Origin of the sequence: Nocardioides sp. S5 (genome assembly GCF_017310035.1) — a bacterium.
Classification (GTDB): Bacteria; Actinomycetota; Actinomycetes; order Propionibacteriales; family Nocardioidaceae; genus Nocardioides.
Window position 1 is genome coordinate 2,146,806 of record NZ_CP022296.1, and the last position, 20,448, is coordinate 2,167,253.

Consider the following 20,448-nt stretch of genomic DNA (forward strand, 5'->3'; position numbering starts at 1 on the left):
TCGGTTCTGCTCACTGACATTCGGAGACCGTATGCGCCGGCTCCGACGGGCTATGCGAATAAACATACCCTGCACGGCGGTCCCCTCGAACCGTGATATGTGCGTCACTCGGTCGCGATCGCGGCGACGACATCCGTTGCTTGGGCGGTTCGGATGCACCGGTCTTGCCTCCTGCGCCGGATCCAATGGAACCGTGTGGACCGCAGATCGCGCAGTGAAGGACCCAGGCGTTCCGATTCAGGCGACGTCAACGAATCTCCCAGCTCCGGCGCATACGACCCGGTCGGCTTTTGGTCAAGGTCGACGCCAAGGATGCCGCTGGTCACGCGTCCAGGATGCCCAAGTTTGGTGGTGCCTTCAGGAATCGTGACTGCCACTCTGCAAGAACAGACCGTCCGACCGGAGGCCGACATGACCGACATTTCCGAACCGAGCCCCCAGCCGACGCCTGCACCCACGCCGACGCAACCTCCGCGCGCCTCGTGGACCATCACCGTCTTGATGCTGCTCGGCGCAACCATCACGATTCTCGGGGTCGTGTGCCTCTTGATGGGGCTCGGAGGGTCGACCGCCTTGGACCTGAAGATTGGTGAGACGACGTTCAAGACCACCAGCGTCGCCATTGTCATTACAGCCGTCGGCCTGGTCATGACACTCGGCCCGCTCAAGCTGATTCCGGAGGGCGTCACACCTTTCGGAGCGATGTTCGGCAGGTTCACGCAGTTCGGGGCCTGAGACGTCACCGCGTCGGAGCGGTACGGAGACACGGGCCCCTTCACAACTGGGTGCACCTGCGACAGCTGCCCTTCGACAGCGTGCTTTGCGTGCCCATCAAATGCGAAGTCAATTTGGGGGCTGTGCGGGCGGGTCGCCAGCGGAGGCGTCCCATTGCGCCTATCCGCCGCGTGCCCGCAACATAAGGGTCGGCTGCGGCCGAGAGCAGTCTGCCTGATCACGCCGCGCACCCGTGGGGACTGCTACACGATAGGCGGCATCTGGACCTAGCCCATTCCGCCGCCTGCCGGCGCGCCCTGAAACGGCCCCAACCGACAAGTTGTACGGCGGCATGTGTCGTGTGGGCGGATGGCGTGAGCCCACAGCCGCCGACGCAAATCCATGATTGGGCACAGGCGGATCGCAACGCTCGAGACTGAACTTCTAAACCTCGATGGCCAGCAGGTCTGAGAGCGCGGCGTCCACCTCGGCGGTGTAGGAGGGCTCGAAGCCGAACAGCCCGAAGTGACCGGCGATGCTGTGCAGCATTCTGAGTTCGGCGCCAGGGATCATCTCCTGCTCGGGGATGCAGTCGCGGGGTGGGAAGAACATGTCCTGCTCGATCGGCAACACGAACGTCTTGGCGGTGATGCTGCCGAGCGCAGCTGCGAGGTCCCCGTTGGTGTTGCGCGCCACGTCCCCGCGTTGCCACTTCCAGCCCATCGACAGCAGCGCGTTGGGGTCCATCATGCCGAAGATGAGCGCGGTGAAGTTCTGCTGGAACTCCTCGAACGTCTCCCACCCGAGGCCTTCCACCAAGGGTGGGATGTCCCTCCAGAACTCCGTCTTCCAGAAGTCCGTGGTCAGTCCCATGACCGCCCAGATGTCGGCATGGCGCCGCAACCCATCAGCCACGTCGGTATTCGCGGCGTACTCCCCTCCGTTCCAGGCAGGATCGGACGTGATCGCGTCCATCAAGGTCTGGGTGTAGAGGAAGTCGTGCGGCAGGTTCTGGGCCGTACCTGCGATGGGGGCTGCACGCAGCACCTTGTCGGGGAAGCGAACCGCCCACTCGTAGGTCTGCTGAGCGCCCATGGAACCGCCCACTACAAGCGCAAGTCGTTCGATGCCGAAGTGTTCGCGCAGCAGTTGTTCCTGTGCGCGGACGTCGTCGCCGATGCGCACATGGGGGAACTTCGACATCGCGATCGATGGGTCCTCGGTGTTGTGCGGTGAGGTCGAAAGGCCATTGCCGATCTGATTGATGACCGCGATGAAGTACTTGTCGGGGTCCAGGGCCCGCCCCGAACCGATGTAGACCTGCTCCCAGGTGGCATGGGTCCCTGAGAACCACGTCGGAATGCAGATTGCGTTGGACTTGTCCTCGTTGAGGGTGCCGTACGTCGCCACAGCCAACCGAAGATCCTCGATCACCCCACCCTCTTCCAGCTCGAAGCGGCCGATCGAGATCAGCTCGTAGGCTCCCTGGCCCTCGGGTGTGTAGAAGTCGTTCTGCAGCGGCATGAGATTCTCCTTGTAGTCAGGTGCCAAGCCGACGGGCCGGTCGCGTCCAAGATCGCGGTGATGAAGGGGCCGCCGCGTGACCCAATTGCACTGTAGGCAGTGCGCGCGCCAGGTGCTAGGCCCTCCTCCTCGGCGTGGGGTTGGTGATGCCCGGCGGCCGCGAGGCGATACCTATTGAGGGGCAATGGGTGCCAAGAGCTCCCGCGGGTTGGTGAGTGGGTTCTCGTGACATGGTGCGTCAAACCGTCGCCTGCCGGCGTAGGTCCTTCAGTTGACGCGGGACGTTACGAGCCGCGGCGGCGGCCGGATCACAGCTCTGACGCCATGTGTTCCGCCGTTTCAGGACTTCGGCGTGGCGCATGACGCGGCGACCAAGGCGTCGGATACGGCGATCGGTACGCGACCGGCGCGGGCGACCAGCCGCTACTTCCATGGGCGGAGAACCCCAAGCGACTAAGTGGGTGTTGCCGGCGCCGACTGCGCGCACGTGTTCGTCGAAACGCCGGACATGCAAGGTATCCCTGACGCACGATCAATGCATGACACGTTTGTTCGTCGCTCTGGTTCTGTCGCTTGCCATGACGGCAGCGCTGCCCGTCGTCTCCGCGACCGCTGCTCTCGATGGAGAAATGGCAGACGAGCAGGCCGGGCCCGTCTATCTCGACGCGGTGTGCCCGTCGATTCGCGCGAGCGACCGATTCGACCGCGTCGTGTGGCGTGGTCGAAAGACGATCACGTGGGCTGAACTCGACCGTCGGCTGCCCGAGATTAGGCGGGTCTCGCGTGCGTATGGCCGCGCCAGCCAAAGGTCCAGTCGCCGGCTGTTCAACCCTCCGGCACCTTGGCCGACTGATGTCGACGCCCTGGTCACCAAGCTGGCGGATGCTGATGCACGTTTCTCGGCGTGGTTGATGTCGATGGGTCAGGCGACCACTGGTCGTGAGTGGAACCGCTATTGGGTTCGCGCAAAGAAGGTCAGGTACGGGACGTGGGGCTCTCAGATCCGTGCTCGGCTCGGCCTTCCGCCCGCCGGCGAGGGCTGCTGAAGGCGCAAAAGGAACCCGAGCCCTGTCCGTAGGTTCGTCCCCTGGCGAAATCAACCTGCTAGCGCAACACCGTCTGGATCTGTTGGTTTCGACAGTAGGGCGGTGAGGGCTTCGGTGGGGGTGTCCCAGTCCAGACGTTTGCGTGGTCGGTCGTTGAGCTCGTTCGCGACGTAGGCCAAGTAGTCGGGGTGGTATCCGGACAGATCGGTGCCCTTGGGGAAGTACTGGCGCAGGAGCCCGTTGGTGTTCTCGTTCAGGCCGCGCTGCCAGGGTGAAGCGGGGTCGCAGAAGTAGATCTTCACGTCGGTGGCCAAGGTGATCTGGGCGTGGTTGGCCATCTCGATGCCCTGGTCCCAGGTGACGCTGCCCCGAAGCCGATCGGGGAGCTGGGCGAGGGTCTGGATCATCGCTTCTTGGACCTCGATTGCACCGTGGCGTTCGGGCAGGTGCAACAGCATCAGGAAGCCCGTGGTCCGCTCGACCAGGGTGCCGATCGCGGACTTGTTCTCCTTGCCGGTGATCAGGTCGCCCTCCCAGTGTCCGGGCACGGCCCGGTCCTCGACCTCGGCGGGACGCTCGCTGATGTTGACCATGTCCTTGATCCGGCCGCGGCGTGCCTCGCCACTGCGGCGGGGTCTGCGGATGGCGCGCCCGGTGCGTAGACACACCGCCAACTCACGCTTGAGAGCGCCGCGGCCCTGGACGTAGATCGACTGGTAGATCGTCTCGTGTGACACCCACATCTCCGGCTGGTCGGGGAACTTCTTACGCAGCCGCCGGGCGATCTGCTCGGGACTGTGCTTGCGGGCCAGTCTGGACTGCACCTCCCGACGCAGTCGCTCGTTGAGCGTCAGCTTCGCCGGGCGGCCCTTGCCGCGAGCCCGACGCTCCGCACCGACCTGTGCCAGGTGCGGGGAGTAGTTCCACGGCGTGGAGCGTCGTCTGCCATCGCGGGCCGGGCGGCCGTAGTTTTGGTTGCACAGGTTCTTCGCGATCTCGCGGCTGATCGTCGAGGGCGACCGGCTCAAGGATCGCGCGATCTCGCGGATCGACTCCTCACGCTCCATCGCGGCATGGATCCACTCACGCTCGAGCATCGACAAGCGTCGGTACGTGGCCGGCCTGCGGCTGGGTAACTGCTTCACGCCGCCAGCCTCACGAAACCACCGGCGTGCCGTCGTGACCGGCACACCGACACGTGAGGCAGCCTCCTCCACCGAGCAGCCCGCCGCGATGCACTCCCACAACCCTCGACGTGCCGCCATCAAGTAAGCCATCACAACCTCCTCATGAGAGGTGTTGCGTTAGCCCCTTGAACTCGAGCCTGTCCGGCGTGCCAGAAGTTGTCGTGGACTCAACTCGCAGGCGATGAACCGAGCTCTAAAGGAGCCGTGACCAAACTCGCTGAAGTGTTGGCGGACCTATGGCCCGGCGATGACGCGAAGTCAGCCTCCGCCGAGACGCCGAGCGCGCCCGCGGAGGCGGAGAAGATGGCTGCGAGGGCGGTCGAGTCCACGGTCGTGGTGGATGAAGGGGCCACCGCGTGACCCGGTGGCAGCACTCTAGGCAGTGAGTGCGGCGGGTGTCAGGTCCTCCTTTTGGTCGGTGGTGTCGTCGGTGTTGATCAGGGCGATGCGGGAGCGGGCCAGGACGTCGAGTCCGAGGTAGCGGCGTCCTTCGGCCCAGTCGTCGTGCTGCTCGGCCAGCACGGCGCCGATGAGCCGGATGGCGGAGTTGCGGTCGGGGAAGATCCCGACGACGTCGGTACGGCGGCGGATCTCGCGGTTGAGCCGTTCGTTCGGGTTGTTGGACCAGATCTGGCGCCAGATCTCCTTCGGGAACGCGGTGAAGGCCAGGATGTCGGCGCGAGCTTCCTCGAGGTGCTCAGCCACCGCGGGGAGCTTCTCGTACAGGGTCTCGATGACGCGGTCGAACTGGGCGTGCACGGCCTTGGCGTCGGGCTGGTCGTAGATCGAGTGCAGCATCGCTTTGACCCAGCCCCACGACGACTTGGGCGTCGCGGACATCAGGTTCGCGGCGTAGTGGGTCCGGCAGCGTTGCCAGGCGGCACCGTCCAGGGTCGAGGTCATCGCGGCGACCAGACCGCTGTGGGCGTCCGAGGTGACGAGCTTGACCCCGGTCAGGCCGCGGGCGTTCAGGCCACGGAACAGGGTCAGCCAGCCGGCCTCGGACTCGGCTGAGCAGATGTCCACGCCGAGGATCTCGCGGTGGCCGTCGGCGTTGATGCCGGTGGCGACCAGCACGTGGGTGTTGACCACCCGGCCGCCTTCGCGGACCTTCATCGTCAACGCGTCCGCGGCCACGAACGTGTACGGCCCGGCATCGAGTGGCCGGGTCCGGAAGTCCTCGACGTGCGCGTCGAGCTCCTTGGCCATCACGCTGACCTGCGACTTGGACAGCCGGGTGATGCCGAGCGTTTCGACGAGCTTCTCCATCCGCCGGGTAGAGACCCCGAGGAGGTAGCAGGTCGCCACCACGGTGGTCAGTGCTCGCTCCGCACGACGGCGTCGCTCGAGGAGCCAGTCGGGGAAGTAGGACCCCTCGCGCAGCTTGGGGATCGCGACCTGCATCGTCCCGGTGCGGGTGTCGAAGTCCCGGGTCCGGTAGCCGTTGCGGGAGTTGGTCCGATCCGGGCTGCGTTCGCCATACGGGGCGCCGCAGATCGCGTCGGCCTCGGCCGACATCAACGCCTGAACGAACGTGGACAGCATCGATCGGAGCAGGTCGGGTTCGGCGCGCTGGAGGTGCTCGGCCATGAACGCGGGCAGGTCAATAGAGTTGGGGTCGACGGTCATCGTTTGGTTCTCCTTCAGTTGTGCTTTCGCAGGTCTTCTGAAGGATCACGCGGTGGCCGTCGCTATGTCAGGACGCCACGCTCACGACGGGCCCGTCGTACACCACACCCGTGGACTCAACTTAAGAATCGGGCACGCTCAGGAGCCGCGCCGATGCGCGAAGGGCATCCATCTGCTCACCATTGCGATAAGCGAAGTCAATGTGCCCACCCGCGTGCAGACGTTTCGCTTGGACAAGCATGCCGAACGCCTCGTCCGAGTCGTCAATCCACCACCAGAGCCAATCTGCACCAACATGGCGTTCCTGACGCTTGGTGAATGTGACGCTCGTGACCTCGGGGTTGCGCATGCGCCAGCAAGATTTCGGTGATGGTCTCTTCGCCCCACGTGAAGCCCGCCTGATCGGCCAACCTCATGTGGCCTTCAGCGGCCACGCGAGCTCGAATGAGGGCGTCATGGACGGCGAGAGCCTCCGGCGGGAGCGAGGGATGCACGTTGGCATCTTGTCAGCGGGGACGCCGAAACGACGTCATTCATCGGCTAGTTCACCCCCGGCTTACGACAGTTGTCGCCACCCTCGTCACAAGTACGGTTGCCTGTTTCGAGGCTCGTGCGGATCCGCGCCTGGGTTGCAAGAGAGCGTCAGTGCCCAGCCTTCCGGCGAGCAGCGCCAATCATCCCGTGAGCGAATGCACACGTCAGACTCACCAGGGCGGCGTCAAGCTGCGTCCACGATCCGATGTCCGTGGCAGTCGATCTGTGTGAGCATGTCGTGTGCGCGAAGACGCAATAGTCGATATCTGGCAGCGGACGACGAGCCATGTCCTCACCGATGCGCGTCTCAAGGAATTTCGTGCTCGAAGCGAGTTCCGCATCTTGGGTATGTACCCGACCCAAGTCTTGGAGCGGGCTGCCGAAAGTGCGTTGGCAGACAATCCGCACCGTCACCTACTTCTCACCGAATGGCTGGCAAGGTGCAGGGGCCCTCGATCTAGTTTCGACGACGCCGGCAGGTCTGGGACGGCAGGCTTTGGCCGGTACCACGACGGCGGCACCCAGTGGGGTTGGCACCCCACCTCCAGACCGGGGCAGTGGTAGTTCCAGCGACGATGCGACGGAGTAGATGACACCGGGGCGCGACATTCCGCCGCTTGAGTGGCCGGACCCCAGCCCCCGGCTCACTCCTCACTGCCGGTCTCGAAGTCGTCGCCGTCCTGTGCCCGGGCTCAGAGGCTTGTCGCGCTCCTCAAGGCCTTCGTAGCAGCCGACAGTTCGTAGTCCTGCGCAGGGTTCTCGCCCAAGACGGTGGCGTCTCCACGCCGCCCCAAGATTCAATGCGCATGGGGGCGGGCACAGCGACGCAATTACGGCTCAGAGGCCTTCGTGGCGTGCGTGAGCGATGCACTTCGCGGGCTTGCCGGACGTCGTGATGGACGCCTCGACCACGATCTCCCCGTTGGCGGGCCACAGGTCGGGGTAGTCCGAGCCACCGCCGATGATGTCGCCGCCCGCGTTATAGCAGACCACGCCGACGCGGGCGCTCTCGACCGTCTCGTCGGTGGGGTTAATCAGGCGGAACTTCGCGGTGTAGCCGTCTTGGGTGATCTCGGTGGTCTCGTAGGTTCCCAGATCGGGGTAGTCCTCCTCGGCGGAGCCGTAGTCGCTGATCGAGGCGGTGGCCTCCACGGACGCGATCTTGACCTTCGGGTCATCGAGGCTGAGCCATACCGGAAGTACCAGTTCGTCGCCTTCGCGGGCGACGTTCTCGACCTGCTCCTCGGTAGCCACTACCTGGCCCGACTCGTCGAGGAAGTTCATGGACACGGTGACGAACTCGCCCACCGGTCCAGCGGTGACCACGGCGATGCCCTGCACGTACTCGTCGCGCTGACCGAAACCGGTCTCCACGACCTCCACGCTGCCCGCGGAGGAGTCCGAGGTCTCGTCCCCGGATGCCGCGGAGCCGGTGGCGCTGTCGGTGCGGCTATCGCTGGAGTCGCTTCCGCCGCACGCGGTAAGCAGCAACAAGGCGGAGGTAGCCAGAGAGGTAAGGGCAAGTCGAGTCGTCTTCACGTGGCCTGACCGTAGTTCGAAGCGACGGCCTCGAGTTCTTTACTCGTCACGGTTGGATAACGGAGCGGAGATACGCCGGACGTCCCTCGGCATTCTGCGATCGGTGCCTGATTCTGCCGCCTACCGGCGTCTGCCGATCGGCCCACCCGGTTGCGGTCCGCTTATTGCTCGTCGGCTAGCCGGTTCATCGTCAATCGCAACTGCTTCTCCATGACAGCGGCTGGCATGCCCGGCCCGATGCCGGCGGTGGCAGCGGTGATGGTGTTGTGGCCGTTGCGCAAAATGACGAAGTCCATAGTCAGCGCTATCCCGTCGGCGTCGACGTTCATCCGGAAGGCAGCCGTCTCCTCGCCGACGTTTGCCATCGACAACGGCGAGACCTGGTAGTTGGTTGCAGGTTCCCCGTCGTGGGCGTCGACGCTGAACCGAGAGCACTTCCCGAGCGCGACGAGCACCTCGCCGAAGACGTCCTCGTCAACCTCATCGGGGAACGAGGAAACCTCGACGCCGAACCACGGCCCGAAGCCGCCCTGGGTAAACGACGCGGACGCCTTGGCTGCTGGCTCCTCCTCGTCGGCATCGATCGCGTCAAAGATCTCTTCGCAGTGCGCCGGTCGCGTGGTGTCGTCGGAGTCATCGTCCTCGTCCTCGCCGAACAGAGTGTTCTCAGGATCGCCGCTCCAACCGGACGGCAGCGAGGCGACGGTCGGCAGCGCAGCCCGTGCCTGCTTGACGGTGAGCTCGCGACCGGCGGCGTCATCGGTAACTGGCTCTTCGGTCTGTTCTGAGTTGCTGTCCGGTTCGTCGTCGCCGGAGTCCTGGGACTTTTCGGCCTCAATGGTGCCCGCCCGGGTCGGCGGTTCGTCCGAGCAGCCGGACACGAGCGCCCCAGCAGCGAGGACGGCGGCGACGGCGATACTGCTTCTGATTGTGCGCAACGGGGCCCCCGTCAGTGACGTGCGAGTGATGTCTTCACCTGATGGTCTCAGGCATATCCGACACTCGTGCACGGTTTGTCGGCAGTCATCGATGTGCCCAAAGTGCACCCGGGCACTTCAAACACCGCCTACGGTCTGCGCATGAACTTCTCGAGTCTCACGACCCCTCAGCGGATCAGCGCGGTGTCAATTTTGGTGGTCGCGTTGGCAGCCTTCCTGCCTTGGGTTTCCATCTTCGGCGTGAGCGTGACCGGGATTCAGGGTGACGGAGTCATCACTTTGGGACTCGCAGTGGCGGGCGGCATTCTGCTGGCGCTAACGACTGACCTCTTCGGTCGGGGCAAGACGGCCGGGCGAAAGTCGCAGATCGGCATGCTCGTACTGTCGGCGCTCGTCGCCCTTATCGGCTTCATGGACATGAACGGCGCCGCCGCAATCGGCCTGTACCTGACCCTCTTCGCCGGGGTCGCGTGGGTCGTGGGGGCGGGATGGCAGCTGAGCATGTCGAAGGACAACCCCGCACGCGCCGAGGAACCAGCCGCTTAGACACCGATCGGAGGTGGGCGGGCTGGTTGAAACCACTGCATCCTTTCGCCGCCTGTCGGGGACATCCGGATCTCACGTGGCCAGGTGGCTGATCGCCCATTGGTAGATCGTCACGTCGAGCGGGTAGCCGTCCTCGTCGAACGTCCCATGGCCGATCTCGCGTCCTCCCAGCTGCTCGTAGAACGCCCGGGCCGGGAGGTTCGCTGACAAGACCTCGAGCCGGACGGTCGAGAACCCGAGCTGCCGCAGCTCCAGCGCAGCCACCTGCAGCAGAGCGGCGCCGACGCCCTGGCGGCGGCGTGTGGCATCGACGTACAGGGCGCTCACCTCGGCAGTCAGTGCTGGATCGTCATCCGCAGGACGCCCGTACACGAGACCGACGAGCCACGCGGCAGGCTCCTCGGCCACGAGCAGAACGTCGCGTGGCGCACCGCCGCTGGTCTGATCGTCGAGGACACGCGCCCATCCCTGCGCGGACACCTCCGGTGTCCAGTCGGCCGCTCTCCTGACCCACAGCTCGTCCGGCATGTGCCCCTTGTGCCCCGACAGCCATGACGCCACCATCACGCGCCCGAGCGCTGGCGCGTCACCCTGCACCGCTGACCGGATCCTCACGCGCGCACCCACCTCTTCAGTCCCGGTCGACAAGGCTAGGAGGGGCCACGGATTTGATCCAGCGGTGACGAGGGTGCGTCCTTTCGCCGCGACTCGGTGTCACCGCTCTGCTGAACCATCGACGTTCACGGTCGGAATGCCTCCACCAACCCGTGCGATCACGGCAAGGGATGGCTCGCCGGCGGGGTTGGACTCCCGGTGCACCGTCCAGGCTGGAACGTGAACGAAGTCGCCGGGGCCCGCATCGAGGTAACCGTCATGGCCCTCGAACTCAAGACGTAGCACGCCGCGCACGATGTACAGACTCGACTCGTTGCGCTCGTGGTGGTGCCAACCCGAGACCGCTCCAGGGGCAGTCTCGACCTGACCGGCCCAGAGCAGCAGCAGCTCAAAAGCCAGGGCACGACTCATGCCAGGCGTTGGGTCCGCCGCAGCCAGGTCGTCTGGCGTAAACACCCGTACGGGCCGAGGCAGCTGACCTTCCATGACGTCAGGGTGCCATGAAGCGATGTTCTCCACGACCCGTCTGGCGGTGCGTCTATCCAGCCGCCTGTCAGCGACGTGCGGTCGTCGGTCAACTAACCAGCAGCCGCGATGAGTGCGTACAACGACCTCGGACTGGGTACTGCCTGACTGCGTGCTCGTCGACGTCTTTCCTTCGGGCGAGACACGCTCACGCCCTAGGGTGCGAGCGCGGCGAGCACGCCCCTTGATGCCTACTCACCGGGGTCGACGCCGATGGTCACTGCCCACCGTTCGTGTGACAGTGCTGGTGTGGCGGACGACGAGGTGTTGAGCGGAGCGGCCGAGGTGAACGAACACTTCCGTCCGATTGAGCTGACGTCCGAGACGGTGACTCGTCCGGCTGGGCCGCACACCCCGACAGTGCACTCATTCCTGCGGCACCTCCACGAGAAGGGGCTGGACTGCGTTCCCGAACCGGTGGCGCTCGACGGGGACACCGAGACGCTCCGCTTCATCGAGGGCGAGAGCGGCGGTGATGGTTGGAAGCACCAGCACGACGAACACGGATTGCGGTCGGCCGCGCGCCTGCTGCGACGGATCCACGACGCCTCTGTCGACTGGGTCCCGCCTGACGACGCCGTCTTCGCCGCACCCACGGCTCGAGGCGGAGACGTCTTCGTCAACGGCGACCCCGGGCCGTGGAACTTCGTCTGGCGAGACGGACAGGCAGTCGCGCTCATCGACTGGGACTTCCTCCACCCCGCGCCCAGGCTCCACGACGTGGCGTACGCCCTCCGATGGTTCGCTCCGATGCGAGACGACGAGTCGGCTCTCCAGTGGCATCACTTTCCCCAGGTTCCCGACAGACGCTCGCGCATCAGTGCCTTCCTCGACGCCTACGGGATGCCGGCTGACTTCGATGTCGCCGAGGCCGTCGTTCGACGCATCCACGCCACCATCGAGCACGTCCATTTCCTCGCGGGCCAGGGTCAAGAGCCGCAGAAGACCTGGGCCGCCGACGGCAGCGTCGAGCAGCAGGAGCTGGCAGAGATCGCGTGGATCGAGGACAACAGGGTGTTGTTCTCCCGTTGACCCACCGCGGGTGACGTCCGAGACGGACCAGCGGTTCGGTACGCGACGCTAGCCGTGCTGCCCGATCTGCAGGACCTCTGCCGGTGCGCCGGCGGAGCCGAGCGGCTCCTGCTCCTGTGACCACGTTCTGGACGGCAAGGCCGTGCTTCGGGGAGCCTGCTCGATCTGGCGGCCGGGAGCCACGAAGAGCGGATCCTGCCAGTGCGAGGCAGGCGGCCGCAGCGGCCGCCCGTCGTTGAGCAGCGCCCGGAAGGTCCCGACGCAGAGACCCAGCGCGATGATCAGGAGCAGCCACATGAAGGGCATGCCTCCATGGTGCGCCTCGTCGCGCCCGGGGGGAAGTGGTCGCGCGTCACCAGCCGCAGTACGTCGGCACGAACCCGCGCAGGGCAGCCCGCCGCTCGTCGCCGATCGGCAGGTAGAACGCGGCCGCCGGCGGCAGGTCGGGGCCTGTGACGCGTAGGGGCACCAGGGTGCCGACCTTGTCGTCGGCCAGCGCGTGCGGGTCGCACCGGCTGGGGATCAGTCGCAGGACGACCTCGACGGGAGGGTCGTCGGGGCCCAGGGGATAGGTGATGCCCTCGTCGACGTGGGGCGAGCCAGGAACTTGGCGGAACAGCACCGTGTCCTCGAAGCCTTCGAACGCGACATCGTCCTGGGCGCCGGTGGGCGTCAGGGTCACCGGAAGCTCGTAGACGGAGTCCTCGCCCTCACCCACGATGCGCACGCCCCCGAGCTCGAGCGTCGCCGCGGCGCGCAGGCGTTCCTCCGCGCAGTCGCGGTCCATGAAGAGGGCGACGGCGCCGTAACGGTCGGTCGCCATGGTTGTCGACCGCAGCTCGGGTCCGTCGTCGATGCGGTAGGTCAGTCGGACCTCGGCGTCCGACCCGGTGCCGCACCCGGACTTCGGCAGCTCGAACTCGAGGTCCGCCTCGTTCGCGAAGGACTTCTCGCCGGTCCACGTGATCGTGCCGAACCGTGGTGACTCGATGTCGGCGTGGATGACCGTGACGCGCCGCTCGGCGTCGTTCACCAGGCGTACGAACATGGTGCGTCCCTCGCGCTGCAGCCGCGACTGGTCGACGTACGCCGTCAGGTCGTCAGGGAAGGGCACCGTCCGCGCCTCGTCGGGCTCGTCGGTGGCACCGCACGCGACCACGGTGGCACCCAGGAGCAGGAGCAGCGTGGCGACCCGGCGCATCTCAGCAGCATTCCACGGCGGCCGGCGAGCGGGCTGCCAGCTCGGCCGGCGCCAGGCGCGAGGATCACTCCGGGTAGCTCCGATCGGCTTGCGCCCTCAGTCGCTCAGGAGGGCGTTGACGTCGGGCAGGCGCTCGAAGTGCGAGAACGTCCCGGTGTCGGCGATCTCCCGGGCGGCCCGGAGGAAGCCGTCCCATGCGGTGCGTGCGAGCGTGCCTCCCACGCTGATGCGACGTACGCCCAGCTCCGCCGCCTCCGCGACGGTGATGAACGGAGCATTGATCAACAGGTTCACCGGTCTGGGTGACACCGCGGCCACGATCGCCGAGACGTGCTCGAGCTGATCGATGCGAGGAGCGTAGAGGCAGTCCGCGCCTGCCTCTGCGTAGGCGACGAGACGGCGGATGGTCTCCTCGATGTCCGGACGACCGCACACGAAACCCTCGGAGCGTCCGGTGAGGAGGATGTCGGTGCCGCTCCTGTCGATCGCTCCGCGCGCGGCAGCCACACGGCGCACGGCCAGGTCGAAGTCGAGGAGGGGGTACGCCTCGTCACCGGACGCGTCCTCGATCGAGAGCCCGGCGATCCCGGTGTCCGCGGCCATCGACACGTTCGCCGCGACGTCGGCCGGTTCGACCGCGTAGCCGCCCTCGAAGTCAGCGTTCACCGGCACCGTGACAGCCCCGACGATGAGACGCAGGTGGTCGAGCACGTGGTCGCGGGTGACCTGTGTGTCCGCGCGACCCAACGTCCACGCCAGTCCGGCACTCGTCGTCGCCAACGCCCTGAACCCCAGCTGCTCGAGAGCCCGCGCGCTTCCCGCGTCCCACGGGTTCGGCATGACGAAGCAGCCGGAGGAGTGCAGGTGGTGGAACGCGGCGGTGCGATCGTCGTTCCTGTCCATGCGCACCTCGTCAACCCGTCGGTGGCCAGACCCTAGTGCGGTCGAGGGACCCGCCGTCCTGCTCGAGGACGCACGTCGCCCGAATGAGGTACCTGCGGTGACGCGCTTCGTCATCCGCCTCGGCCGGTGTCAGCCGCGCTCACTCCTCTGAGGGCGGCTGCCGCCGTGCCAGTCCTCCTGCTTGCCGATGGTGTCGGGGTCCACGCCGAACCCGATCAGCTGCGGCCGCTCGCGCAGGCTGCGCTTGAGCTCGGCGAAGCCGGGGAAGCGGGCCAGGCCGACCACGTGGTCCCACAGCTCGCCGGCCTGCTCGGGCTCGGGCAGCCGGCTGATCACGGGGCCGAAGAACGCCACCCCGTCCGGCGGCTCGAAGTGGATGATCGGAGTGCCGACGTCCTTGCCGGTCAGCGCGCGGGCCTCGTCGCCGTCCGTGCGGATCGCGTCGTCCCAGGAGGTGTCGTCGAGGGCGTCGGCGAGGTCGGTGGGCAGGCCGACCTCCTGGAGGACAGGCTCCAGGAACTCGCGCGTGCCGTGCCGGTGGCGGTCAGCCTCGTCGTCGGCGTTGTCGGCCGGCGGGGTGTCGAAGATGTGTGCACCCAGCGCGGCCTGCAACGCGTCCACGGCGTCCGCGCCGTGCTCGTGGCGCGCTCGTGCGGCCACGCGCAACAGGCGCAGTCCGGCGGTGTGACCCGCTTCGTACTCCGGCGGGAAGTGCGCGTCGTAGTCGATGTGCTCGTTGATCAGGCGCAGCGAGATGAAGCGCCAGTCCACCGACAGGTCGCGCTCGGCCTGCACCATCCGGATCCACTTGCTCGTCAGCCAGCAGAAGGGGCACACCGGGTCGAAGTAGAAGTGGATGTCAGATGCCATGGATCGAGACTAGGACCCGGGGACCGCAAGCGGCACCTAGACCTTCAGGCGGTTCACCGTCCGGGTGATGCGATCGTCCGCCCTCTCGAGGAACACGATCTCGCCGAACTCGAGGCAGGACCAGCCGTCGGTGTCCTCCGTCAGCTCCTCGGAGGCGAAGATGGCGGCCGTCGCATCCTCCTCGCCGCTGCTCTCGAAGCTGAAGGAGGTCAGGTCGTGCTCGAAGTTGCGACCCATCGTCATGTACATCGGCTCCAGCAGCATCGAGAGCGAGAAGTCGTCCGTGCCGGGGTCGGCCTTGCGCAGCTCCCTCCAGTCGCCGGCCGGGTCGGTCTCGCCGTGGTGCCCGAGCCCGGTGTTGACCCCGATGATCCGGTTCGGTGACACCAGCGCCATCTTCAGCTTGGCCAGGGCGGGGAGGTCGAGCTCCTCCATCGCTGCGGCGATGAGCCGGACCATCTCCTCGACCGCACGCTTCACGTCCTCGTCGCTGTCGCCCTCGAGGAGGGAGAGCAGGAGCACGTAGAGGAACTCCGTGTCGGTCGTGCCGCGCATCTGCTTGAGGTACCGGTCCTCGCAGTGCTGCAGCAGCTCCCGCTGCAGGAGCATCCAGTTCGGCAGGTCGCCGTTCTGGGCGAGGATCCACGGGGTCTCCTCGAAGGAGAACGGGTGGCAGTTCTCGTCGACCATCACGACCTTCGAGTCGTACGCCGCTGCCCGCACGTGACCGAGCACAGTGCTCGCCTGGAGGCTGGGGATCATGCGCGTGGCGTTGTCGTCGTAGAACGCAGCCATGGGCCGGCGGTAGATGAAGGGGTCCTCGGGGTTCAGCAGGTGCTCGCTCCAGGCGCCGAAGCCCCAGCCGGCGAGGTGCAGGTCCGGGTAGCGCTCGGGCTCCAGGGCCTGGTTGACCAGGCTGTTCGAGGGCGTGAGCAGCAGGCTCTCGAGAGGGATCTCGGGCCCGATGTAGGCGAGCACTCGGCACATGGCGTTCCTTCGCAGGTAGGTGTGTGGCGGTCCGGGTCGACCCAGGACCGCCACGAGCCTCGCCACCCTACGGGCGGCAACCCCGCCGGACGTCGCCCCGACTCACCCCAGCAGTGCCAGGTCCCGGCGTACGTAGCGCAGGTGCGCCCACTCCTCCTCGAGGATCACGCGTACGCAGTCGCCGACGGTGGGGTGCCAGTCGAAGCCCCAGGGGTCGTCGCGCTCCTCGGCGAGCTGGTCCGGCGTCACGTCGGCGAGGAAGTCGGTGACCATCTGCTGGCGCTCGGCGCGCACGGCGAGGACCTCCTCGAAGGTCGGCTCGTCGCTGCGGAAGATGGAGGTGTCGAACCCCATGTCAGCGGCGCCGTCGAAGATCTGGCCGATCTCGTGGAAGGGCTGCTCCATCCGCAGGATCCCGCCGCGCAGCCAGGTGTCGGTCGCCAGGACGAGGTGGCGCAGCGTCTGGGCCATCGACCACTCGTCCTCGACATGGGCGTCCACCAGCTCGCGAGGGGTGTCGGCGACGGTTGTGGCCCATGCGGCCTGAACGGCGGCCCAGCCCTCGCGCAGTCCCTCCGGCGTCTGCGCCTTCTGCAGCTCGCGCCCGGGGAAGCGCCGGTTCAGCTCGGCATCGACGAGCGGCACCACGTCGACGCCGTTGACGACGAGGCTGCCCATGAAGAGGTCGTGGCTGTCGATGTCGAGCCCGTCGACGTCGACGCTGCGCATGGTGACACCGCTGACGTCGGAGGAGCGCAGGGTCGCGCCCTTGAAGCTGGTCCCCACGAAGGTCGCACCCTCGAAGTCCTTGCTGCCCGGAGAGGTCGTCATCGCCTCATCATGGACCTTCCCGGTGACAGTGGGCGGGCGTCGAGCACACCCCGAGGTGCGATCTCGGTTTGCCTGCTCGCGCCGTCCGCGTGATGGTGGAGGTGACACATTCGCTATTCGGAAGGAGAGCCCATGCTTGCTCTCACCGAGAACGTGACCGAGATCGTGAAGAAGCTCGCCGACGAGGTGCCGGGGATCTCCGCGCTCCGCATCGCCACCGAGGCCGACGGACAGTCCATGTCCGTGAGTCCTGCCGACCGGGCCGAGGCGGACGACGTCGTGCTCGAGCAGGACGGTGCCACCGTCTACGTCGACGGCCAGGCGTCGGAGCTGCTCGCCGACAAGATCCTGGACGGAGGCGTGGACGAGGAGGGCAACATCCAGTTCGCGCTGGGCCAGCAGGCCTGAGGCGACCGCACGCAGCGGGAGTCCCGGGCCGGTGGGTCCGGGACTCCTGTCGTGCCGAGCCGGCCGGTCAGGACCCCTGCGGCACGCTGGCCGTGACCGCCGTTGGCAAGCCGAGGAGATCCCATGCCCACCCCCCGCCGCGCCCTTGTCGTCGTCGACGTCCAGCAGGAGTACTTCGACGGGCCGCTGCAGATCCAGCACCCGCCCCGCGAGGAGTCGCTCGCGCAGGTCGTCCGCGCGATGGACCTCGCCAAGGAGCACGACATGCCCGTCGTGGTGGTGCAGCACGAGTACCCCGAGGGCGCACCCGTCTTCGCCGTCGGCTCCGCCGGCTGGGCGCTGCACCCGGACGTGGAGGCCCGGCTCGACCCGTCGTGGAAGCGGGCGACGAAGCAGAACGGCAGCGTCTTCGCCGGCACCGACGTCGCCGGGTGGCTCGCCGACCAGGGCGTCGACACGATCACGGTCGTCGGCTTCATGACCAACAACTGCGACATTGCCACCGCGGTCGAGGCCGAGGGCCTCGGGCTGGCCGCCGAGGTCCTCTCGGACGCGACCGGGGCGATCCACCTCGCCAACGAGCAGGGTCAGGTGTCCGCGCAGGCCCTCCACGAGGCGCTGATGGTGCTGCTGCACTCCAACTTCGCCGCCGTGGCCACCACCGACGCCTGGGTGGACGCGGTCCGGGCCGGCAAGCCACTGCCCAAGAGCGACCTGGGCACGTCGGCCACCCGTGGCCGCGCCGCCTTCAGCGGCTAGGGCTCAGGCCCGCGGGTCGTCGAGCACGTCCCGCCACGAGTGCTGCGGGTCGAAGCCGACGAGCTCGCGGGCCTTGTCGATGGCGTAGAACGTCTCGTCGCGGCCCATCTCGCGGCGTACCTCGACGCCGTCGTAGAAGCGCTCGATGACCTCGTCGGTCGTCGCGGCCACCGACATGTCGGCGTTGGCGACGTTGAAGACCTCGTAGCCCAGGCCGTCGGTCTCCAGGCAGCGCTGTACCATCCGGCCCAGGTCGCGCACGTCGATGTAGGCGAAGATGTTGCGCCGCCGCAGGGCGGGGTCGGTGAGGAACGCCGGGAACATCTCGGCGTACTCGTGCGGCTCGATGACGTTGTTGATCCGCAGGCCGTAGACGTCCGCGCCGGTGCGCGCCTGGAAGGACCGCGCGGTCACCTCGTTGGCGACCTTCGACATCGCGTAGGAGTCCTCGGGGACGGTCGGGTGCTCCTCGTCGACGGGCACGTAGAGCGGGCGCCGCTCACCCTGCGCGAAACACACGCCGTACGTCGTCTCGGACGAGGCGAAGATGACCTTGCGGACGCCCAGGCGGGTCGCGGCCTCGAGCACGTTGTAGGTGCTGAGCACGTTGGTGGCGTACGTCGCCGAGTCCGGTCGCAGCAGGATCGCGGGCACCGCGGCGAAGTGCACGACGGCGTCGTAGGTCGGCTTCTCGGCCAGGTCGAGCTCGTCGAAGGTGGCGAGCCCGGCGAGCGCGGAGTAGACCTCGCCGGTGTCGGTGAGGTCGACGCGGAGGTCCGCGACGTCGGGGTGGCCCAGCGGGACGAGGTCGGCGTTGGTGACCTGGTGGCCCTGCTCGGCGAGGTAGGGGGCGACGTGCTTTCCGGCCTTGCCGCTGCCGCCGGTGAAGAGGATGCGCATGGGTCCTTCCTACCGTGGCGGTGGGTGCCGTCCCACCTCATCGGGTGGCATGCCGTGTTCAGTCGTCGAGCCCGGCGCTGCGCCGGTGCAACCCGCGCAGCTCCTCGGCCAGCTCGGGCGCAGGCCCTGCCACGGGCAGGTCCGGCGCGACGGCGTCGATCGGCAGCGGCAGCACCGGCCCCGGCGTCAGGCCCCACTCGTTGCGCCACCGGGCGAGCTGGGCCGTCGAGCCGGCGTACACGATGCGCCCGAGGCCCACCCAGGCGTGGCCGGCCGCGCACATCGGGCAGTGCTCGCCGGAGGTGTAGACCGTGCAGTCCGCGCGCACCTCCGGGTCGACGTGCGTGGCGGCCCAGCGGGCCAGGTCGAGCTCGGGGTGGCGGGTCTGGTCACCACCGCCGGTGCGGTTGCGCTCCTCGCGCAGCACCTCGCCGTCCGGGCCCACCAGCAGGGAGCCGAACGGCCCGTCGCCGGCCTCGAGCGCCTCGCGGGCAAGATCGACGCAGCGGCGCAGGTGTGTCAGGTCGGCGGGGGAGAGGTCGGTGGGTTCCATCCGCCGACCCTAGGCCGTACGCCGGTGCGGTTGGCCGCTGCGCGCACGATGGACGCATGAAGCCAGCACCCCTCGCCCTCGCCGCGCTCGTCGTCGCGCTCGCCGCCGGGTGCTCCGCCGACAGCGCCTCCTCCGGTGCGCTCGGCCCGGTGACGGCCGCCGACGACGAGGGGTGGCCCTTCGCGGTCGAGGAGGTCGACCGCTTCGACGAGCCCTGGGCGATGGCCTTCCTGCCCGGCGGTGACCTGCTGCTCACCGAGCGGACCGGCACGCTGCACCTGCGCGACGCCGACACCGGCGAGAGGGTCGAGGTCGCCGGGACGCCCGAGGTGGTCGACGCCGGCCAGGGCGGGCTCGGAGACGTGCTGCCGGGGCCGACGTACGCCGAGGACGGGCTGGTCTACCTCAGCTGGGCCGAGGCCGGCGACGGGGGAGTCGGCGCCGCGGTCGGCCGCGCCCGCCTGGAGACCGGCGGTGAGGCGACCCTCACCGGGCTCGAGGTCCTCTGGCGCCAGACCCCGAAGACCGACGGGGACGGCCACTTCGGCCACCGGCTGGCCTTCTCGCCCGACGGCGAGCACCTCTTCGTCTCCTCCGGCGACCGGCAGCTCAAGGACCCCGCGCAGGACACCACCAACACGCTCGGATCCATCGTGCGGCTGACCCTCGACGGCGAGGCTGCGCCGGGCAACCCGCTGGCCGACGCGGGCGGCGCCACCGCGGAGATCTGGAGCTGGGGCCACCGCAACCCGCTCGGCCTCGAGGTCGCCCCCGATGGCACGCTGTGGTCCTCGGAGATGGGGCCCGAAGGTGGGGACGAGCTCAACCTCGTCGAGGCGGGCGCCAACTACGGCTGGCCCGAGGCCTCCGACGGCAGCGACTACGGCGGCGGTGAGATCCCCGACCACGCTGTAGGCGACGGGTACGCCGCACCGGTGCGGTCGTGGACGCCGAGCATCTCCCCGGGCAGCCTGCTGATCTACTCCGGCGAGATGTTCCCCGACTGGCAGGGCGACGCCTTCCTCGGTGCGCTCTCCGGTGAGGCGCTGGTGCGCGTCGACCTCGAGGACCAGCGCGCCGCCGACACCGAGGTCTACGACCTCGGGGAGCGGATCCGGGCGGTCGAGCAGGGGCCGGACGGGGCGATCTGGCTGCTCGAGGACGAGGGCGCGGGCCGGCTGCTGCGGCTGACGCCGGCGGGCTGAGG

At 67.7% G+C, this 20,448-nt stretch carries 24 protein-coding genes; 7 read left to right on the forward strand and 17 right to left on the reverse strand.

Annotated features, from left to right (window positions below; genetic code table 11):
- Window positions 1–104 precede the first annotated feature (104 nt).
- Window positions 105–326: a hypothetical protein gene (locus tag CFI00_RS10590; protein WP_207085099.1), complete on the reverse strand. Its 222-nt coding sequence runs from the start codon at window positions 324–326 to the stop codon at window positions 105–107.
- A 40-nt stretch (window positions 327–366) separates the two neighbouring features.
- On the opposite strand from CFI00_RS10590, the gene CFI00_RS10595 reads away from it, so the two are divergent.
- The gene (locus CFI00_RS10595; protein ID WP_207085100.1) at window positions 367–735 is read left to right on the forward strand and encodes a hypothetical protein; all 369 of its coding nucleotides are present in this window, start codon (window positions 367–369) and stop codon (window positions 733–735) included.
- 423 nt (window positions 736–1,158) lie between these two features.
- On the opposite strand, the gene CFI00_RS10600 is transcribed toward CFI00_RS10595, so the two are convergent.
- The gene (locus CFI00_RS10600) at window positions 1,159–2,238 is read right to left on the reverse strand and encodes an alpha/beta fold hydrolase (protein ID WP_207085101.1); all 1,080 of its coding nucleotides are present in this window, start codon (window positions 2,236–2,238) and stop codon (window positions 1,159–1,161) included.
- Window positions 2,239–2,777: 539 nt separating this feature from the next.
- Between CFI00_RS10600 and CFI00_RS10605 the strand changes: the two genes are divergently transcribed.
- Window positions 2,778–3,284 carry a hypothetical protein gene (locus tag CFI00_RS10605; protein WP_207085102.1) on the forward strand — a complete coding sequence of 169 codons (507 nt, stop codon included), beginning with the start codon at window positions 2,778–2,780 and terminating at the stop codon, window positions 3,282–3,284.
- A 50-nt stretch (window positions 3,285–3,334) separates the two neighbouring features.
- On the opposite strand, the gene CFI00_RS10610 is transcribed toward CFI00_RS10605, so the two are convergent.
- The 5 genes from CFI00_RS10610 to CFI00_RS10630 all read right to left on the reverse strand — a co-directional run bounded on the left by CFI00_RS10610 (window position 3,335) and on the right by CFI00_RS10630 (window position 9,111).
- Window positions 3,335–4,549, reverse strand: a complete 1,215-nt coding sequence (locus CFI00_RS10610) for an IS30 family transposase (RefSeq protein WP_207085331.1) — start codon at window positions 4,547–4,549, stop codon at window positions 3,335–3,337.
- A 297-nt stretch (window positions 4,550–4,846) separates the two neighbouring features.
- Window positions 4,847–6,100 carry an IS256 family transposase gene (locus CFI00_RS10615; protein WP_207083542.1) on the reverse strand — a complete coding sequence of 418 codons (1,254 nt, stop codon included), beginning with the start codon at window positions 6,098–6,100 and terminating at the stop codon, window positions 4,847–4,849.
- 121 nt (window positions 6,101–6,221) lie between these two features.
- On the reverse strand, window positions 6,222–6,449 hold the full coding sequence (locus tag CFI00_RS10620; protein WP_207085103.1) for a hypothetical protein: 228 nt from the start codon (window positions 6,447–6,449) through the stop codon (window positions 6,222–6,224).
- A gap of 1,022 nt (window positions 6,450–7,471) precedes the next feature.
- Window positions 7,472–8,173 (reverse strand): hypothetical protein, encoded by a 702-nt coding sequence (locus CFI00_RS10625; RefSeq protein WP_207085104.1) that lies wholly within the window; start codon window positions 8,171–8,173, stop codon window positions 7,472–7,474.
- Window positions 8,174–8,334: 161 nt separating this feature from the next.
- Window positions 8,335–9,111, reverse strand: a complete 777-nt coding sequence (locus tag CFI00_RS10630; protein WP_207085105.1) for a hypothetical protein — start codon at window positions 9,109–9,111, stop codon at window positions 8,335–8,337.
- A 141-nt stretch (window positions 9,112–9,252) separates the two neighbouring features.
- Between CFI00_RS10630 and CFI00_RS10635 the strand changes: the two genes are divergently transcribed.
- Complete coding sequence (locus CFI00_RS10635; RefSeq protein WP_207085106.1) at window positions 9,253–9,657, forward strand: hypothetical protein; 405 nt, start codon at window positions 9,253–9,255, stop codon at window positions 9,655–9,657.
- A gap of 72 nt (window positions 9,658–9,729) precedes the next feature.
- On the opposite strand, the gene CFI00_RS10640 is transcribed toward CFI00_RS10635, so the two are convergent.
- Together CFI00_RS10640 and CFI00_RS10645 are read right to left on the reverse strand one after the other, a co-directional pair.
- The gene (locus CFI00_RS10640) at window positions 9,730–10,272 is read right to left on the reverse strand and encodes a GNAT family N-acetyltransferase (protein WP_207085107.1); all 543 of its coding nucleotides are present in this window, start codon (window positions 10,270–10,272) and stop codon (window positions 9,730–9,732) included.
- A 99-nt stretch (window positions 10,273–10,371) separates the two neighbouring features.
- Window positions 10,372–10,758 (reverse strand): cupin domain-containing protein, encoded by a 387-nt coding sequence (locus tag CFI00_RS10645; RefSeq protein ID WP_207085108.1) that lies wholly within the window; start codon window positions 10,756–10,758, stop codon window positions 10,372–10,374.
- Between the two features lie 399 nt (window positions 10,759–11,157).
- Here CFI00_RS10645 and CFI00_RS10650 point away from each other — a divergent pair, with 399 nt between their 5' ends.
- Complete coding sequence (locus CFI00_RS10650; protein WP_207085109.1) at window positions 11,158–11,829, forward strand: aminoglycoside phosphotransferase family protein; 672 nt, start codon at window positions 11,158–11,160, stop codon at window positions 11,827–11,829.
- Window positions 11,830–11,877: 48 nt separating this feature from the next.
- Here CFI00_RS10650 and CFI00_RS10655 read toward each other — a convergent pair whose 3' ends face one another.
- The 6 genes from CFI00_RS10655 to CFI00_RS10680 form a co-directional block, all read right to left on the reverse strand.
- Window positions 11,878–12,135 carry a hypothetical protein gene (locus CFI00_RS10655; RefSeq protein ID WP_207085110.1) on the reverse strand — a complete coding sequence of 86 codons (258 nt, stop codon included), beginning with the start codon at window positions 12,133–12,135 and terminating at the stop codon, window positions 11,878–11,880.
- 46 nt (window positions 12,136–12,181) lie between these two features.
- A complete protein-coding gene (locus tag CFI00_RS10660; RefSeq protein WP_207085111.1) occupies window positions 12,182–13,030 on the reverse strand; it encodes a hypothetical protein in 849 nt (282 codons plus the stop codon).
- Between the two features lie 96 nt (window positions 13,031–13,126).
- On the reverse strand, window positions 13,127–13,933 hold the full coding sequence (locus tag CFI00_RS10665; RefSeq protein WP_207085112.1) for an isocitrate lyase/phosphoenolpyruvate mutase family protein: 807 nt from the start codon (window positions 13,931–13,933) through the stop codon (window positions 13,127–13,129).
- Window positions 13,934–14,062: 129 nt separating this feature from the next.
- The gene (locus tag CFI00_RS10670) at window positions 14,063–14,803 is read right to left on the reverse strand and encodes a DsbA family protein (protein WP_207085113.1); all 741 of its coding nucleotides are present in this window, start codon (window positions 14,801–14,803) and stop codon (window positions 14,063–14,065) included.
- Window positions 14,804–14,839: 36 nt separating this feature from the next.
- Window positions 14,840–15,790, reverse strand: coding sequence for a class II glutamine amidotransferase (locus tag CFI00_RS10675; protein ID WP_207085114.1), 951 nt, complete (start codon window positions 15,788–15,790; stop codon window positions 14,840–14,842).
- A gap of 102 nt (window positions 15,791–15,892) precedes the next feature.
- The gene (locus CFI00_RS10680) at window positions 15,893–16,621 is read right to left on the reverse strand and encodes a DinB family protein (RefSeq protein ID WP_207085115.1); all 729 of its coding nucleotides are present in this window, start codon (window positions 16,619–16,621) and stop codon (window positions 15,893–15,895) included.
- Window positions 16,622–16,753: 132 nt separating this feature from the next.
- Here CFI00_RS10680 and CFI00_RS10685 point away from each other — a divergent pair, with 132 nt between their 5' ends.
- Together CFI00_RS10685 and CFI00_RS10690 are read left to right on the forward strand one after the other, a co-directional pair.
- A complete protein-coding gene (locus CFI00_RS10685; RefSeq protein ID WP_207085116.1) occupies window positions 16,754–17,029 on the forward strand; it encodes a Fe-S cluster assembly protein HesB in 276 nt (91 codons plus the stop codon).
- Window positions 17,030–17,152: 123 nt separating this feature from the next.
- Window positions 17,153–17,788 carry an isochorismatase family protein gene (locus tag CFI00_RS10690; RefSeq protein ID WP_207085117.1) on the forward strand — a complete coding sequence of 212 codons (636 nt, stop codon included), beginning with the start codon at window positions 17,153–17,155 and terminating at the stop codon, window positions 17,786–17,788.
- A 3-nt stretch (window positions 17,789–17,791) separates the two neighbouring features.
- Here the strand turns inward: CFI00_RS10690 and CFI00_RS10695 are convergent, their stop codons facing one another.
- Together CFI00_RS10695 and CFI00_RS10700 are read right to left on the reverse strand one after the other, a co-directional pair.
- The gene (locus CFI00_RS10695) at window positions 17,792–18,688 is read right to left on the reverse strand and encodes an NAD(P)-dependent oxidoreductase (RefSeq protein ID WP_207085118.1); all 897 of its coding nucleotides are present in this window, start codon (window positions 18,686–18,688) and stop codon (window positions 17,792–17,794) included.
- 58 nt (window positions 18,689–18,746) lie between these two features.
- Window positions 18,747–19,241, reverse strand: a complete 495-nt coding sequence (locus CFI00_RS10700) for a nucleoside deaminase (RefSeq protein ID WP_207085119.1) — start codon at window positions 19,239–19,241, stop codon at window positions 18,747–18,749.
- Window positions 19,242–19,297: 56 nt separating this feature from the next.
- On the opposite strand from CFI00_RS10700, the gene CFI00_RS10705 reads away from it, so the two are divergent.
- Window positions 19,298–20,446: a PQQ-dependent sugar dehydrogenase gene (locus CFI00_RS10705; protein ID WP_207085120.1), complete on the forward strand. Its 1,149-nt coding sequence runs from the start codon at window positions 19,298–19,300 to the stop codon at window positions 20,444–20,446.
- Window positions 20,447–20,448: the final 2 nt, after the last annotated feature.